Origin of the sequence: Povalibacter sp. (assembly GCF_036735925.1) — a bacterium.
Lineage (GTDB): Bacteria > Pseudomonadota > Gammaproteobacteria > Steroidobacterales > Steroidobacteraceae > Steroidobacter.
Genome location: NZ_DAINNK010000034.1, coordinates 17,859 through 31,934, shown reverse-complemented (window position 1 = coordinate 31,934; position 14,076 = coordinate 17,859). Strand labels below are relative to the sequence as shown.

The 14,076-nt window shown below is 64.2% G+C and carries 16 protein-coding genes; 5 read left to right on the top strand and 11 right to left on the bottom strand.

Going from position 1 to position 14,076, the window contains the following annotated elements; all coding sequences use genetic code 11:
• The 5 genes from V7D81_RS11965 to V7D81_RS11945 all read right to left on the bottom strand — a co-directional run.
• A partial coding sequence (locus V7D81_RS11965; protein ID WP_324316755.1) for a TIGR00730 family Rossman fold protein occupies window positions 1-748 on the bottom strand: 748 nt, incomplete at its 3' end.
• A gap of 69 nt (window positions 749-817) precedes the next feature.
• Window positions 818-2,002: an ABC transporter permease gene (locus V7D81_RS11960; RefSeq protein ID WP_324316754.1), complete on the bottom strand. Its 1,185-nt coding sequence runs from the start codon at window positions 2,000-2,002 to the stop codon at window positions 818-820.
• A gap of 17 nt (window positions 2,003-2,019) precedes the next feature.
• The gene (locus V7D81_RS11955; RefSeq protein ID WP_324316753.1) at window positions 2,020-3,165 is read right to left on the bottom strand and encodes an ABC transporter permease; all 1,146 of its coding nucleotides are present in this window, start codon (window positions 3,163-3,165) and stop codon (window positions 2,020-2,022) included.
• Window positions 3,162-3,857 carry an ABC transporter ATP-binding protein gene (locus tag V7D81_RS11950; protein WP_324316752.1) on the bottom strand — a complete coding sequence of 232 codons (696 nt, stop codon included), beginning with the start codon at window positions 3,855-3,857 and terminating at the stop codon, window positions 3,162-3,164. The genes V7D81_RS11955 and V7D81_RS11950 overlap by 4 nt, the downstream gene beginning before the upstream one ends.
• A 302-nt stretch (window positions 3,858-4,159) precedes the next feature.
• Entirely contained in the window at window positions 4,160-5,386 is a 1,227-nt protein-coding gene (locus tag V7D81_RS11945; RefSeq protein WP_324316751.1) for an MFS transporter, read from the bottom strand.
• Between the two features lie 196 nt (window positions 5,387-5,582).
• Here V7D81_RS11945 and V7D81_RS11940 point away from each other — a divergent pair, with 196 nt between their 5' ends.
• Both V7D81_RS11940 and V7D81_RS11935 read left to right on the top strand, forming a co-directional pair.
• Window positions 5,583-5,948, top strand: a complete 366-nt coding sequence (locus tag V7D81_RS11940; protein WP_324316750.1) for a DoxX family protein — start codon at window positions 5,583-5,585, stop codon at window positions 5,946-5,948.
• A 79-nt stretch (window positions 5,949-6,027) separates the two neighbouring features.
• Window positions 6,028-6,210 carry a PLD nuclease N-terminal domain-containing protein gene (locus V7D81_RS11935; protein WP_324316749.1) on the top strand — a complete coding sequence of 61 codons (183 nt, stop codon included), beginning with the start codon at window positions 6,028-6,030 and terminating at the stop codon, window positions 6,208-6,210.
• A 190-nt stretch (window positions 6,211-6,400) separates the two neighbouring features.
• Here V7D81_RS11935 and V7D81_RS11930 read toward each other — a convergent pair whose 3' ends face one another.
• On the bottom strand, window positions 6,401-7,381 hold the full coding sequence (locus V7D81_RS11930; protein ID WP_324316748.1) for a helix-turn-helix transcriptional regulator: 981 nt from the start codon (window positions 7,379-7,381) through the stop codon (window positions 6,401-6,403).
• Window positions 7,382-7,600: 219 nt separating this feature from the next.
• Window positions 7,601-8,230 (bottom strand): inorganic pyrophosphatase, encoded by a 630-nt coding sequence (locus tag V7D81_RS11925; RefSeq protein ID WP_324316747.1) that lies wholly within the window; start codon window positions 8,228-8,230, stop codon window positions 7,601-7,603.
• An 11-nt stretch (window positions 8,231-8,241) separates the two neighbouring features.
• Here V7D81_RS11925 and V7D81_RS11920 point away from each other — a divergent pair, with 11 nt between their 5' ends.
• Both V7D81_RS11920 and V7D81_RS11915 read left to right on the top strand, forming a co-directional pair.
• Window positions 8,242-8,829 carry an adenine phosphoribosyltransferase gene (locus V7D81_RS11920; protein ID WP_442958348.1) on the top strand — a complete coding sequence of 196 codons (588 nt, stop codon included), beginning with the start codon at window positions 8,242-8,244 and terminating at the stop codon, window positions 8,827-8,829.
• 137 nt (window positions 8,830-8,966) lie between these two features.
• A complete protein-coding gene (locus V7D81_RS11915) occupies window positions 8,967-9,569 on the top strand; it encodes a redoxin domain-containing protein (protein WP_324316745.1) in 603 nt (200 codons plus the stop codon).
• A gap of 180 nt (window positions 9,570-9,749) precedes the next feature.
• On the opposite strand, the gene V7D81_RS11910 is transcribed toward V7D81_RS11915, so the two are convergent.
• The gene (locus V7D81_RS11910; protein ID WP_324316744.1) at window positions 9,750-10,463 is read right to left on the bottom strand and encodes a DUF2238 domain-containing protein; all 714 of its coding nucleotides are present in this window, start codon (window positions 10,461-10,463) and stop codon (window positions 9,750-9,752) included.
• A 366-nt stretch (window positions 10,464-10,829) separates the two neighbouring features.
• On the opposite strand from V7D81_RS11910, the gene V7D81_RS11905 reads away from it, so the two are divergent.
• On the top strand, window positions 10,830-11,483 hold the full coding sequence (locus tag V7D81_RS11905; protein WP_324316743.1) for a TIGR04211 family SH3 domain-containing protein: 654 nt from the start codon (window positions 10,830-10,832) through the stop codon (window positions 11,481-11,483).
• Between the two features lie 151 nt (window positions 11,484-11,634).
• Here V7D81_RS11905 and V7D81_RS11900 read toward each other — a convergent pair whose 3' ends face one another.
• The 3 genes from V7D81_RS11900 to V7D81_RS11890 form a co-directional block, all read right to left on the bottom strand.
• On the bottom strand, window positions 11,635-12,588 hold the full coding sequence (locus V7D81_RS11900; RefSeq protein ID WP_324316742.1) for a GlxA family transcriptional regulator: 954 nt from the start codon (window positions 12,586-12,588) through the stop codon (window positions 11,635-11,637).
• The gene (locus V7D81_RS11895) at window positions 12,585-13,145 is read right to left on the bottom strand and encodes a cysteine hydrolase family protein (protein ID WP_324316741.1); all 561 of its coding nucleotides are present in this window, start codon (window positions 13,143-13,145) and stop codon (window positions 12,585-12,587) included. The genes V7D81_RS11900 and V7D81_RS11895 overlap by 4 nt, the downstream gene beginning before the upstream one ends.
• Window positions 13,146-13,376: 231 nt before the next feature.
• Window positions 13,377-14,021: a carbonic anhydrase gene (locus V7D81_RS11890; RefSeq protein ID WP_324316740.1), complete on the bottom strand. Its 645-nt coding sequence runs from the start codon at window positions 14,019-14,021 to the stop codon at window positions 13,377-13,379.
• Window positions 14,022-14,076 lie beyond the last annotated feature (55 nt).

The window sequence follows — 14,076 nt, the reverse complement described above, 5'->3', positions numbered from 1 at the left end:
TGATACCGCGCTGCTCCAGCTTCGCCCACGCCTCCTCCGCATCCGCCGCGAAACAGAACAGTTTCGTGTCCTCCGGACTCAGCATGCCGTTCTCGAGCAGCGCCTCCACGTTGAACACCGAACGCCAGTACCGTTCGTCGATCAGCACGATCGGCGTCGGCGGCGCCTTGCCCGTCTGCTGCAGGGTGAGAATCTCGAACAGCTCATCGAGCGTGCCGAAGCCGCCCGGCAACACCACCAGCGCCCGCGCGCGCATGGCGAGATGCATCTTGCGCATCGCGAAGTAGTGGAAGCGGAACGTGAGATCGGGTGTCGAGTAGGCGTTCGGCACCTGCTCGGCGGGCAGCGTGATGTTGAAACCGATGGAAGGTGCGCCCGCTTCCGCCGCGCCGCGATTCGCCGCTTCCATGATGCCGGGGCCGCCGCCGGTGGCGATCACGTTGTCGCGCGCATCGCCGGTGATGCGCAGCGCGCCGCCGCGCTGCGAGGCGATGCGGCCGAAGGTGCGCGCCTGTTCGTACCAGAAAGCCTGGCGTCCCGGACCGTCCTCGCGCACGCGCGCGCCGCCGAAGACCACGATGGTCGAGCGGATGCTCCAGCGTCGCAGCGCTTCTTCGGCTTTTGCGTATTCGAGCAGGAAGCGCACGCCGCGCATCGAATCGCCGAGCAGGAAGTCCTGATCGAGGGCCGCGAGCTGATAGGAAGGCGACGCCATCTGCGCCGCGTTCGGCAGAGGAGAATCCGGCATGGTGCATCTCGTTGGAAAAATGGAGGCGCAGTCTCCCGCGTCAGCGCCGCCTGCTCAAGCCTGACGTCCTCACACCGCGCGCAATGCGGTCGCGACCGGCAGGCGCGCCGCGCGAACCGCCGGGAACAAACCGCCGATCAGGCCGATGGCACAGGCCCAGACGATGCCGATGGCGACGAGTGCCGGACTGACGCTGAGCTCGAACACGAGCTGGCCCATCGCCGTGCCGCCGGTACTGACCACATGGCCGTTGAAGAACAGCCACGCGAGCACGGCGCCGATCGCACCGCCGATGCATGACAGCAGCAACGCCTCCGCGAGCACTGAAATCACCATCGCGGTGGAACCGAAGCCGAGTGCGCGCAGCGTGGCGATCTCTTGCAGACGCGCGCTCACGGCGGAGTACATGGTGTTGAGCGCGCCGAAGATGGCGCCGACCGCCATGATGCCGCCGACGACATAGGCGATGACGGAAATGACGCGGCCGATCACCTTCGACTGCTGCTTGTAATACTCACGCTCGCGGTAGACATCGACGGCCAGCGCCGGATTGGACGTCAGCGAGTCCTTGAACGCCTGGAACGATCCGATCGAATCGAGCATCACGTTCACGCTCTGCGCTCCGCCGCGGCGTTCCGCGGAGTTCAGCGTCTCGACGTCGGCCAGCAGCTCCGATTCATGCGAATCGCCGCCGCTCGAAAAAATGCCGACGACGGTCCAGGTGCCGCCGCGCGTGACGAGCCGGTCGCCGATGTTCGTGCCGCGATATTGCGCATGCGCCGACTTGCCGACGATGAGTTCGTTCACCGCCGGATTGAACAGGCGACCTTCGACGATCCGGAACTCAGGTCGCAGGGTCTGGTACTTGGGTCCGACGCCCCGCATGGCGACGTTCACTTCGGCGCCATCGGCTTTCTTGTACATGCTGATGAGACGGATGCCTTCTGCCGACACGATCGGCTTGCCGTCGGCATCGCGCTTGACGCCGACGCCTTCGCCGATCAGTCGCACGGCATCGCGCGTCAGCACGCTGCCGCTCTCCGCCGCGGAGCCATTGCGCAGGACGATGGCGCGATCGTCGCGACCGGCGTTGTTCATGGTCTTGAGCATGCCCGTCGACATCGCGAGCACCGATACCAGCACCGCGACCACGCCGGCGATGCCGATGACGATCACCAGCGAGGTGCTGAGCCGTTGCGGAATGCTGCGCAGGTTCATGCCCGTGACTGCGCCGATCTGTCGCCACATCTTCATGTTCGTGGTCCTTGCTCTCAGCGACCCGCCAGTGCATCGACGATGTTCAACTGGCGCGCGCGCCACGCGGGCGGCAGGCCGCTCACCAGCGCCAGCAGCAGCGCCATTCCCGCGCCCATGCCCAGCACGATGAGCGGCATCTGGAACTCGCCGAAGATCGGCTTGAGCACCGGGAATACCAGCGTCGCGCAGACGAGGCCCAGCGCCGCGGAAAACACGCACAGCAGCAGCGCCTCGGTCAGCACCAGTCCCAGCACCTTGCCGTCGGAGAAGCCGAGCGTCTTGAGCACGGCGAGTTCGGACGTGCGTTCGCGCACCGACTGCATCATCGTATTGGCCGTCAGGAACAGCAGCGTGAACAGCACGGCGCCGACGATGGCATTGGCGATGAAGTTGATGTCGCCGAGCTGCTTCATGGCCGTCTGCACCAGCGCCGACTCGGTCTGCGTGCGCGTCTCATAAGTCGAGTTCTCGAACATCGCATCGATGGCTTTCGAGATGCGAACCGCATTGACCGGCGTATCGATGCCGACGATGTAGTAGTGGATCACGCCATTGCCGAAGGCGGCCGCCTCATCGAAATATGCGTGATTGAAATAGAACTCCGGCATGCCGGCGCCGACTGCGGTCGAATCGAAGGTGCCGACGATGTCGAAATCCCAGGTGTTGCTGCCCTGCTTGTCGGTCCAGATGGAAGTGCCGATCGGCACGCGGTCGCCCACCTTCCAGTGATATTTCTCCGCCAGTTTCTCGCTCACCAGCGCGCCGGTGCGCGTGCGCGTCATGGCTTCGAGGTAGGACGGCTTGACCTTGAGTTCGCGATACACCTTGAACAGCGCTTCGGCGTCGGTGGAGAACGCGGGGATGACGTTCTTCGAATCCTGGTAATAGCCGCCGAAATACGTCCAGTGCGAAACGGCGCGCACGCCCGGCACGCCCTTGAGGCGCGCGGCGTAGGCGTACGGCAGGCCATCCGTCATGTTGGTGCGCGCCGAAACGTACAGGCGATCGACGTTCAGGTTCTGCACCGCCTGGTTGAAGCCCTGGTTGATTCCCTGCAGCAGACCGAACAGCAGGAAGGCCACGACGATCGACAGCATCGTGAAGATCGTGCGCGCCTTCTTGCGCCACAGGCCGGCCCAGATGAGCTTGAAGTACTTCATGCCACGTGCCTCACCTCTTCCCTGGCGAGCTGGCCCTTGTCGAGATGCAGTTCGCGCGTCGCGTATTCGGCAGCGCGCGGATCGTGCGTCACCATCACGATGGTCTTGCCCTGCGTGCGGTTCAGCGCCTGCAGCATGTTCATGATTTCTTCGGCGCTCTGGCGATCCAGATCGCCGGTCGGTTCGTCGCAGACCAGCAAGGTCGGGTCGGCGACGATGGCGCGCGCGATGGCGACACGCTGCTGCTGGCCGCCGGACAGTTCATTTGGTTTGTGCTTGCCGCGATCGGCAAGGCCCACGAGCTGCAACGCCGTCTGCGCACGCTTCCGGCGCTGGGCGCGCGTGAGATCGGTGAGCAGCAGCGGAACTTCGACATTGGCTTCCGCCGTCAGCACCGGCAGCAGGTTGTAGAACTGGAAAATGAAGCCGATGTTGCGGGCGCGCCAGTCGGACAGCGCGCCGCGCGACAGCTTGTCGATACGGCTCTCGCCCACCATCACTTCACCGCTGGTCGGCTGATCGAGCCCCGCGATCAGGTTCAGCATCGTGGTCTTGCCCGAACCCGACGGCCCCATCAGCGCCAGGAATTCGCCCGGCTGGATGTCCAGGTCGATGCCGTGCAGCACCTCCACCTTCTGCTTGCCGCGGACATAGCTCTTGGTGACCCGGCGCAGCGAGACGAGTGCGGACATGAGAAATCCCCGTTGGTGTTGTGAGCGGGAGTGTATGACGCGCGTCGTCGTGCCGTAACGACGAGCCGGCGAACAGCGGGTTCGCACCGGTCAGCGCGGGAGAGGAATTTCACACAGAGAACACAGAGGTCAATGCAAAGAAGAGGAATTTCCACGGGGAAGGAATGGGGAACACGGGGAGCACGGGGAAGGAAATTTCTTCTCTACAAGACCCCGTGTTCCCCGTGTCCCCCGTGGAAATTCTTCTTCTCCGACCTCTGTGCTCTCCGTGATCTCTGTGTGAAATCCTGATCTTCCGACGCTCAGGCCGGCACCACCCGCGCATCCAGCCGCTGTTCGCGAATCGGGAAGTTGATGACCGCCGCCAGCAGCGCCAGTGCGATGTCGGCATACCAGATCCATTCGTAGGTGCCGGTGCGCGCCAGCGCAACGCCGCCGAGCCACGCGCCGAGGAAACCGCCGACCTGGTGCGACACCAGTGTGAGTCCGAACAATGTGGCGATGTAGCGCGTGCCGAACAGCTTGCCGACGAGTCCGGCAGTCGGTGGCACGGTGGCGAGCCAGGTGAATCCGAGTGCGCCGGCGAACAGATAGACGTTCAGGGCGGTCTTCGGCATCACCATGTAGATGGCGACGATCACCGCGCGGCTGCCGTAGATGGCCGCGAGCAGATACTTCATGCGATAGCGCTGGCCGAGCCAGCCGGCGATCAGGCTGCCGGCGATGTTGAACAGTCCGATGAGGGCCAGCGAATTCGCCGCCACCGACGCATTGAGCCCGCACAGCTGCAGATCGCTCGGCAGATGGGTCACGAGAAATGCCACGTGGAAGCCGCAGGTGAAGAAACCGGCGTGCAGATACAGGTAGCTCGGATTGCGCATCGCATCGCGCAACTGCTCGCTCAGGCTCACCTGCGGCAGGATGACGTGCGCGTGTGCTGGCGCAGCCTCTTTCTTCGACTCGCGCAGCAGCCAGGTGAGCGGGATGGTCAGCAGCGCCGCTGCCGCGGTGAAGAACATCGCCGAGACCCAGCCCGCCGCACCGATGAACAACTGCACCAGCGGCGCGAACACGAACTGTCCCAGCGAACCGCCCGCATTGATGAAGCCCGAAGCGAACGAGCGTTTCTCGACGGGCAGGCGTTGCGCGGCAATGCCGATCAGGATCGAGAAACTGCCCGCCGCCGCGCCGGCGGCGCCGAGAATGCCCATCGTGAACAGCAGTCCGCCGCTGCTCGACATGTAGGGCGTGAGGATCGAGCCCAGCGCCATCATGAGTGCACCGCCGATGATGACGCGGATGGCGCCGTACTTGTCCGCGATGGCGGCGAAGACGGGCTGCGCCAGGCCGAACATGAACTGGCCGATCGCGAGCGCGAAGCTGAAAGCGACGACGGTGACGCCGGCCGACTGCGTGATGGGCAACAGGAACAGGCCCGATGTCTGGCGCACGCCCATCGTGATCATCAGGATCGCGGCCGCGGCGACCGTGAGAATGACGATCTGGCGTTGGCTGAGTTGCTGGGTCATGTCTTACCCCTTCCCCCGCGTGCGGGGGAAGGTTGGGATGGGGGACGTGAAGGTGAAGGGAGCATCTGTTCCGCCCCCACCCTGCCCTCCCCCGCACGCGGGGGAGGGAAAGGCATTCATAGTCTGCACCTGTGCACTCCGTACGGCTTCCCCTACCATCGCATCCCGGCGTTTCAGGCAGGCCACTTCATCACTCATGCGCTTCTCGTCCATTGCCCTCATCCGCATCGCCGTCGCTGCGATGTTCATCATCCATGGTGTCGCGCGCGTCATCGCCGATGGCGTCACGCCCTTCGGCGCATTCCTGGGTTCGCGCGGCTTTCCCGTCGGCCTCGCCTGGGCCTGGGCGGTGACGATCATCGAGATCATCGGCGGCATCCTGCTGGCGATCGGCCGCTACAGCGCCCCGATCGTCGCGTACTTCATCATGCAGACCGCGCTGGGCATCTGGCTGGTCCACTGGTCCGCCGGCTGGTTCGTGGTCGGCCTGGGCCGCAACGGCATGGAATACAGCGTCCTGCTGATCGTCTGCCTCACGGCGGTGCTGCTCGGCAAACGCTAGTCTTCGGCAGATACGATCTGTCGCCGGCGCGCGCCGCCGGACATGATCACCGCATCCTGGCCAGCACCGGAGTTCGTCGATGGGCAACGTGAATGGACTGTGGGGACTGATCGTCCTGGTCGCCGACGTCTGGGCGATCGTCAATATCTTCCAGAGCCGCGCCAGCACCGGCGCCAAAGTCGGATGGACCGTGCTGGTCATCCTGCTGCCCGTCCTGGGGTTCATCATCTGGCTGATCGCCGGGCCGAAGACGGCGAAGTAGGAGCGGAGGTTCACACGGAGGTCACGGAGGCCAGAAGAAGAGAATGTTTCCACGGGGGACACGGGGAACACGGGGCGGAAAAAGAAATCTCCCGGATCCGGAATCCTTCTTGACCCCGTGTTCCCCGTGTCCCCCGTGGAAACATTCTTTGTCTCTTCCGAACTCCGTGACCTCCGTGTGAACCCTCTTCTCACTCCGTCGCCGCCACCACCCGTGACGCGAGCGCATGCAACTTGCGCCGCAGTGCCCTGGGTTTGACGATTTCCGCTTCGTCGCCGAGCTGGAACAGCACGCGCAGGGCGACGTCTTCGCGATCGAAGTCGAGGACGACCGGCTTGCGGCCCGGTTTGTCGTCGAGCGCTTCGAGGCGCTGGCGGAACCAGCTGCCGTACGACGACAGCAGGTGCTTGCGGCCTTTCGCGGAGATCAGCAGTTCGACGGAATAGTTGTGCGGCGGGTTCTTCTCGAACCGCTCGCACCAGGCGTGCCAGAACTTGTGCAGGTCGAAGTCGGGATCGCGTACGAAAGTGCGGCCGGTCCGCTGCAGCGATTGCAGGCGCGACAGACGATACACGCGCATTTCCGGTTTCGCCTGTCCAGGCTTGCGGCGCAGGCCGATGAGGTACCAGGTGTCGACCTTGACCACGAGCGCATACGGCTGCACTTCGTAGTTGGCGAGCGATTCATCGCCGCGCTGGTAGACGACTTCGATGCTCTCGTCGTTCCACACGCAGGCGCGCAGTTCATCCAGAAACGGCGAGGCGACCGACGCGCGAAACCAGGCCTTGGTATCGAACAGCATCCGCCCGCGCGCGTGCTGCGCGCGCAGCTGATGCATCGACGGCACGGCCGCGGCGAGCTTGTCGAGCGCGGTGCGGCTCGGCGTGGCAAGTTCGCTGCTGCCGATCGATGCCGGGCTCGCGATCAGCGCCAGCGCTTCGGCCTCGCCCGAAGACAAACCCGTTAGATCCGAGGTATAGCCTTCGATGAGCCGGATGCCGCCGCCGCGCCCCGGCTCGGTGTAAACCGGCACGCCCATCGTCGACAGCGCATCGATGTCGCGAAAGATCGTGCGCATCGACACATCGAGACGATTGGCGAGTTCATTCGCAGTCTGGCGGCCACCGCGCTGCAGCGCCATCAGCAGGGAAATGAGTCGTTCGGCACGCATGGCCGTATTGAACTCCCCAAAGGTGACAGGAACTGGCAGGGATGGTCAGGATAACCCTGCCCGCGTGCTCTGCGGATACTGGCACCGGAGTTCAGTCGAAAGAGAATGGCCGCAAAAAGGCGCAAGGAGACGCAAAGGTCAGAGAAGTCCTGCCCGGAAAAATTCTCATGTGGTTTCTTTGCGTTCTCTGCGCCTTTTTGCGGCCATTCTCCGGCCTCTTCACCGCCGCCCGAGGAACGCCGCGTTGTAATCCGCCAGACTGCGCCGGATCACTTCGTGGGCTTCGCTGCGGCTGTAGACGTGGGTGATCTCCACCGGATCGGGTGCGCCGGGCGCGAGTTTGTAGGTGAGGAAGTAGTGTCGCAGCCGTTCGATCACGGCGGCGGGACACTGGCGGATATCGGTGAGATGACCGTAGACGGCGTCGTCGCGCATCACGGCGACGATCTTGTCGTCGGCCTGGTTGGTATCGATCATGCGCAGCCCGCCGATGGGAATCGCCTGCACCAGCACGTCGCCGCGCGGCAGGGATTTTTCCGTGAGCACGCAGAGGTCGAGCGGATCGCCGTCGCCGACGATGCCGGGCCGGCCGGTTTTTTCCGTGCAGTACGCGCCGACGCGTTCGGCGCACAGCGTCCGCGGCACGAAGCCGTACAGCGCGGGACACACATTCGAGAATCGCTGCGGACGATCGACCTTGAGCAGTCCGCTCGCCTTGTCGACTTCGTATTTGACCGTGTCGGCCGGTACGATCTCGATGAATGCAGTGACGACGGATGGCGCATCGGCGCCGGGCTCGACACCGTGCCAGGGATGCGCGCGAAAGGCGGACGGAAATTGTGTCGGCATGCAGAAATGAAATGGCGGACGGCGACGGGCCGTGCGAATCTTCCCCCGGCCATCACGCTCGCACAAGCGCCGTATCGGAAGCGACGGATCTCTTCGTGAACACCCTCAGGTCATTCATTCGCGATGTTCCGGACTTTCCGCAGCCGGGCATCGTGTTCCGCGACATCACGCCGCTGCTGCGCGATCACTTCGGTGCAACCGTCGATGCGCTCGGCGAAGTGTTGCCGGCCGCACGCTGGCGCGAGATCGATGCGGTGGCGGGAATCGAATCGCGCGGCTTCATCCTTGCGGCCGCGCTCGCCGCACGACACGGCAAGGGATTCGTGCCGATCCGCAAGAAGGGCAAGCTGCCGCCGCCGGTGGTCGAACGCACCTATTCGCTCGAATACGGCAGCGGTGTCCTCGAGATGCAGCGCGGCAGCGGCACGCTGTTGCTCATCGACGATGTGCTGGCCACTGGCGGCACGCTGCGCGCGGCAGCCGATCTCTGCCTCGACGCCGGCCACGTCGTCGCGGAGCTGGCCGTACTGATCGACCTGAACCTGGTGCCGGACCTGCGCTGGCGCGAACTGCCGGTACATGCGGTGATCCGGTACTGAATTCGCAGCGCTTTTGCGCTGCGGCAGCACCATCGACAATTCTTTGCTGCCTCGCAGACCGATCCTGCGGAGCAACCGCGTGCATGGGCCTGTCTCAGGGCTATCCTTCCGTCTCGATTCGATCGCACAGGTGTCCGATGAGCTTCCGACTTCCGCTGCTTGCCCTGCTGACACTGGCCGCCGTGCCTGCCCTGGCGGTGACACCGGGCCAGAAGGTCGAGAACTTCCAGCTGGCCGATCAGACCGGCAAGGCGCACACGCTCTACGACTCGGCCGGCGAAAAGGCGATCGTGCTGATGGTGCAGGGCAACGGCTGCCCGATCGTGCGCCAGGCGATTCCGGCCCTGCGCGAGATCCGCGATCAGTACCAGTCGCGCGGCGTGGAATTCCTGCTGCTCAATTCGAATCTGCAGGACACCGCCGAAAGCATCGCGCAGGAAGAAAAGGAATTCGCCTTCGGCCTGCCGATCCTGGTCGACAATTCGCAGCAGGTGGGCGAACAGCTCGGCGTGCAGCGCACGTCCGAAGTCTTCGTCATCGATCCGAAAACCTGGACCCTCGCCTATCGTGGACCGATCGACGATCGCCTCCACTACGAACGCCAGCGTCCCGCCGATCACGCGTACCTGAAAGACGCGCTCGACGCCATCATCGCGGGGCAGTCCGTGAAAGTGACGCAGGCGCCGGGCGTCGGCTGCATCGTCAACTTTCCCGATCGCGGTAAAAAATCCAGGAGCTGAAGAATTTCACACGGAGACCGGAAGAAGAAATTTCCACGGGGAACACGGGGGGCACGGGGAAAAGAAAGATTTCACACAGAGATCGCCGAGAAGAAGCTTTTCTCTTCCCCGTGGACCCCGTGTTCCCCATTCTTTCCCCGTGGAAATTCTTCTTGATCCCTGCTCCGTGAACCCTCCTCTTCAGCGCTGCGCACGCAGCCTGCCCAGTTCCATCTCGCCGAGCGGCTGGGTGCTCTTGATGCGCAGGCTCTCGTTCCATTCCAGCGCGAAGTCGCGGCTGAGGCGCGAGTTGATGAAGGCGACGGCGCTCATCGCGATCAGCGCGCCGAGGCTGGCGAGCGCCATGTCCTTGTGGGCGTCCCACACGTCGCCCTGGGTTCCCAGGTAGGCCACGCCGAGGTCGCCGCCGAAGACTTCGGCCGCGCCCCATTCGATCAGTTCGTAGAGCATGGACGTCGACATCGTCAGATCGAGCGGCAGGAAATAACCCCAGAAGCCGCGCACGCCCGCCACGCGCAGGAAGACTTCGCGCACCGGATACACCAGCAGCAGTCCGTAACAGAAGTGCACGACGCGATCGAAGTTGTTGCGCTTCCAGCCGACCAGTTCGTTGAAACTGGAACCGGTCAGCGCGCGCCACCAGTCGTCGTACGGCACTTCGGCGTAGGTGTAGTGCGCGCCGAGGGTGTGCAGACACAGGAAAATGAAGATGAGCGTGTACGAGGTGCGCGAGAGCGTGAAGCGGCGGTACGTCGCCGCGAGCAGGCCGACGGCCAGCACCAGCAGAACGTTTTCGATCAGCCAGTCCTTGCGATCGAACGGATCGAAGGCCAGCGGCAGCCACAACAGCAATAGCAGGACGGCAAGCGTCAGCACATAGCGGCGATGGGTCATGCACGGCACTCTCGTTGTTGTCGTGGCGGCATAGTAGCGCGTCGGCGAAATGACCTCAGGGATCGACGCAGTCCTCGCGCGGGAACCTCCGCAGATCGCCGCGCGTCTCTTGCCCGGAAGGACCCAAAAGCTGCCCCGCTTGAGCGACCCGGGAAACCTGGAAACTCTTCGATGCTGGTCAGTCCGGGACCTTCCGCCCGAAGCCCCGCCGCGATGACGGGGCTTCCCTGTTTCCGGCGCCTGAAAAACCGCATTGTTGCCTGTCGCCAATCGGCGAAGGCTGGCTATGTGCGACATGGTGTGCAGACTTTGCACCCCCGCTTGCGGCGGGCGTCGCCACATCGCATCACCGTCGGATCGTCCAGAATGCAAAAAACGCTGTTCCTCGCCCTGCTGCTCGCCTGCAGCAGCTGCTTCGCTGCCACGATGTACATTTCCGATGAACTCACCGTGCCGCTGCGTCGCGGCCCCACCAACGGTCATCGCATCATCAATGCGGCGCTGCCGAGCGGCATGGCGCTGGAAATACTCGGCGAAGACAAGGCCAACGGCTTCACGCAGGTACGCACGCCGAACGGCACGGACGGCTGGGTGCCGACGCAATATCTGTCGAGTCAGCCCGCCGCGCGCGATTTGCTGACGGCCGCCAGCAAACGCGTCGAAGCGCTCGAAACCCAGCTCAAGTCGCTGCGCGACAGCGCCAAGGAAACCCGCACCGCGCAGTCGCAGGCAGAAGATCGCAACAGCGAACTCGATAAACAGACGAAGCAGCTGCAATCGGAACTCGCCGAACTGCGCCGCGTCTCGGCCACGTCGATCGCGCAATATGAAGAGAACAAGGTGCTCAAGGCCGACAACCAGCAGCTGACTGCGCAGGTGATGGAACTCACCGGCAGGGTGAGCCAGCTGCAGCGCGGCACCCAGTTCAAGTTCCTGATGGGCGGCGGCGCGCTGGTGCTGTTCGGACTGGCCCTGGGCGCGTGGATCAAGTCGCGGCCCAAGCGCAGTTCGTGGGCGTAGGAGTCACGGAGGTCGGAAGAGCGGCTCTCTTCCTGTGGGGCCGGCTTCAGCCGGCCTTGCACTTGAAGAGGCCGGCTGAAGCCGGCCCCACAGAAGAAGCTCTTCCCATCTTTACTCCGTGGTCTCCGTGATCTCCGTGTGAAATCTTCTCCTATACCGTCGCCCGCTGCTCGCTCGGCGCCCGCGACTCCCAGCGTCGCCAGACGCGACGCAGGTGATGCGCGGAGCTGAAGCCGGCGCGTTCGGCCACGCGTTCGATGTCGAGGCTGCTGTTGGTCAGCAGGTCCCGCGCCAGGGCGACGCGCATCCGTTGCACGTAGTCGAGCGGCGAACAGGCGGCGTGTTCGGCAAAGAGACGCGCGAGATTGCGCTCGCTCATGCAAGCGACCGACGCCAGCCGCTGCGACGACCAGTCCGCCGTCGGCTGCTTCGTCACGGCGTCCTGCACGCGATGCACGGCCGGATGAATGTGATTGCGATGCATGAGCCAGGGCGACAGCTGCGGATCGGTTCCTGACCGCCGCATGTAGACGACGAGCTTGCGCGCCACGCTCGCGGCAACCTGATGGCCCAGGTGCTGGCCGATCATGTGCAACGCGAGGTCCGTTCCCGCCGTCACGCCGGCACTCGTGAACAGGCGTCCGTCCTCGACGAACAGACGATTGGCATGTACGACGGCCGTGGGCTCGATCGCCGCGAGTTCCTCGATGTGTTCGTGATGTGTCGTGCATTCGCGTCCGCGCAGTACGCCGGCCTTCGCAGCGATCACGCTGCCCGCGCAGACGCACATGATCGTGACAGCCGGGTTCGCCGCCACCGGCTTCAGCCATTCGATCAGCTGCTGGATCTCCGGACGATCGAAGCGCACCGCGCTGCCCGTGACGCCGGTGATCACGACGATCGACTCGTCGGCGACGCGCTTCGGCAGCGGCGGCAGCTTGTGCAACTCAAGGCCCACACCGGTGCGCAGACCTGGCGTCGGTGCGACGAAGCGCAGATCGTACGTGCCGGGAACTTCCTGGTTGGCGATGCGGAAGGCCTCGGCCGCACCCGCCACGTCGAGCAGCACCAGATCCGGCAGCATCGCGAACAGCACGGGTCTCATATCGCAACGGCCTCCGCAGCGATCACGTTGGCGAACCGGCCCGCCAAGACCAGCGCGGTGCGTTCGCGGATGTCTTCGGGCGTGTAGGTGCGGCCTGATCCGGACACCATCGGAAAGGTCAGGGTCGCATCCAGCGCGTAGGTTACCGAATAGCCGAGGTCGGAGGCATGCCGGGTCGTCGTTTCGCAGCACTGCTCGGTGCGGATGCCGGTGACGACCAGATGCCCGATCCCGTGCTTGCGCAGCCAGTAGTCGAGGCTCTGTCCTTCGCTGTTGGCGGCGAACAGGGCCGAATGTACCGACTTGTGGAAGACGCCGGCGGCCGCCATGACCAGGCCCGGCAGCGGCTGCACCAGCCCGGAATGCCGGGAAAACGGCCCCGACGGCCCCGCTTCCTCCTCGACGTGAAACACCTGCAGCACCGGCGCGCCGGCGGCCTGGAAGCGGTCGATCAATCCCTGCAGCCGCTGCAGGAAGGCAGGCAGTTCGGCATCGCTCCAGTAGGGACGATGCATGAAGGATTGCTGGACGTCGACGACGATCAGGGCGGATTTCATGGCTTCACCTCCAAGGGATGACGCCATGGTCCTCCCCTGCCGGCAGGCCGACAAGGAAGGTCAGCGACCGGCAGCGGTCAAAAACGGACAGACAGAATCAAGAGTTTCACACGGAGATCACGGAGGGCACGGAGATCGGAAAGAGGAACGAAAGCCCTTCTCTCTTTTCCGAACTCCGTGCTCTCCGTGCTCTCCGTGTGAAATTCTTGTTCTTACTCCGCGTGAAACCCTCTACCTGAATTCCGAGCGCATCGAGACGTCCGGGTCGTCGAAGAAATCGACGACGCCGGTGGCGAGCGAGTACTCGGCGCCGACCACCCGCAATCCTTCCTTCTCGATCATGTGCTCGATCAGCTGCGAACCGTGGCGCAGGTGCGCGGCGGAAGCGCGGATATTGGCGCGCACGGCGTGGTGCCGCAGCTTCTGCGGATCGCGACGCAGATCGGTTTCGAGCAGTACCTCCACCGAGGGGCGCACGCGATCGACGATGGAACGCAGGTTCGGGGAACGGTTGGCCGACGGCCGCTCCAGTTCTTCGAGCGTCGCCTGGATCGCGCCGCACAGCGTGTGGCCCAGGACCACGACGAGCCGCGTGCTGAAACGGTCGACCGCGAACTCGACGCTGCCGATCTGCGACGGTGCGACGATGTTGCCGGCGACGCGGATCACGAACAGATCGCCGAGACCCTGATCGAACACCATTTCGGCGGGAACGCGCGAATCCGAACAGCCGAGGATGACGGCGAATGGTTCCTGCGAAGTCGCTACTTCACGGCGACGCGTCTGACTGGGCATGGTCTGCGTGCTCCAGTCTTCGGACACGAAACGGCGATTGCCTTCACGCAATCGATCGAGAGCCTCCTGGGCTGAAATCATGGGAACGATCTTCCTTCGCTGGTCGTGGACCCGCGCGATCATACGCCCTGCGGTG

Excerpts from the sequence above, each read along its gene's own strand:
- V7D81_RS11960 (WP_324316754.1), bottom strand. The coding sequence starts at position 2,002 with ATGAAGATGTGGCGACAGATCGGCGCAGTCACGGGCATGAACCTGCGC.
- V7D81_RS11955 (WP_324316753.1), bottom strand. The coding sequence starts at position 3,165 with ATGAAGTACTTCAAGCTCATCTGGGCCGGCCTGTGGCGCAAGAAGGCG.
- V7D81_RS11950 (WP_324316752.1), bottom strand. The coding sequence starts at position 3,857 with ATGTCCGCACTCGTCTCGCTGCGCCGGGTCACCAAGAGCTATGTCCGC.
- V7D81_RS11945 (WP_324316751.1), bottom strand. The coding sequence starts at position 5,386 with ATGACCCAGCAACTCAGCCAACGCCAGATCGTCATTCTCACGGTCGCC.
- V7D81_RS11940 (WP_324316750.1), top strand. The coding sequence starts at position 5,583 with ATGCGCTTCTCGTCCATTGCCCTCATCCGCATCGCCGTCGCTGCGATG.
- V7D81_RS11935 (WP_324316749.1), top strand. The coding sequence starts at position 6,028 with ATGGGCAACGTGAATGGACTGTGGGGACTGATCGTCCTGGTCGCCGAC.
- V7D81_RS11930 (WP_324316748.1), bottom strand. The coding sequence starts at position 7,381 with ATGCGTGCCGAACGACTCATTTCCCTGCTGATGGCGCTGCAGCGCGGT.
- V7D81_RS11925 (WP_324316747.1), bottom strand. The coding sequence starts at position 8,230 with ATGCCGACACAATTTCCGTCCGCCTTTCGCGCGCATCCCTGGCACGGT.
- V7D81_RS11920 (WP_442958348.1), top strand. The coding sequence starts at position 8,242 with ATGGCGGACGGCGACGGGCCGTGCGAATCTTCCCCCGGCCATCACGCT.
- V7D81_RS11915 (WP_324316745.1), top strand. The coding sequence starts at position 8,967 with ATGAGCTTCCGACTTCCGCTGCTTGCCCTGCTGACACTGGCCGCCGTG.
- V7D81_RS11910 (WP_324316744.1), bottom strand. The coding sequence starts at position 10,463 with ATGACCCATCGCCGCTATGTGCTGACGCTTGCCGTCCTGCTATTGCTG.
- V7D81_RS11905 (WP_324316743.1), top strand. The coding sequence starts at position 10,830 with ATGCAAAAAACGCTGTTCCTCGCCCTGCTGCTCGCCTGCAGCAGCTGC.
- V7D81_RS11900 (WP_324316742.1), bottom strand. The coding sequence starts at position 12,588 with ATGAGACCCGTGCTGTTCGCGATGCTGCCGGATCTGGTGCTGCTCGAC.
- V7D81_RS11895 (WP_324316741.1), bottom strand. The coding sequence starts at position 13,145 with ATGAAATCCGCCCTGATCGTCGTCGACGTCCAGCAATCCTTCATGCAT.
- V7D81_RS11890 (WP_324316740.1), bottom strand. The coding sequence starts at position 14,021 with ATGATTTCAGCCCAGGAGGCTCTCGATCGATTGCGTGAAGGCAATCGC.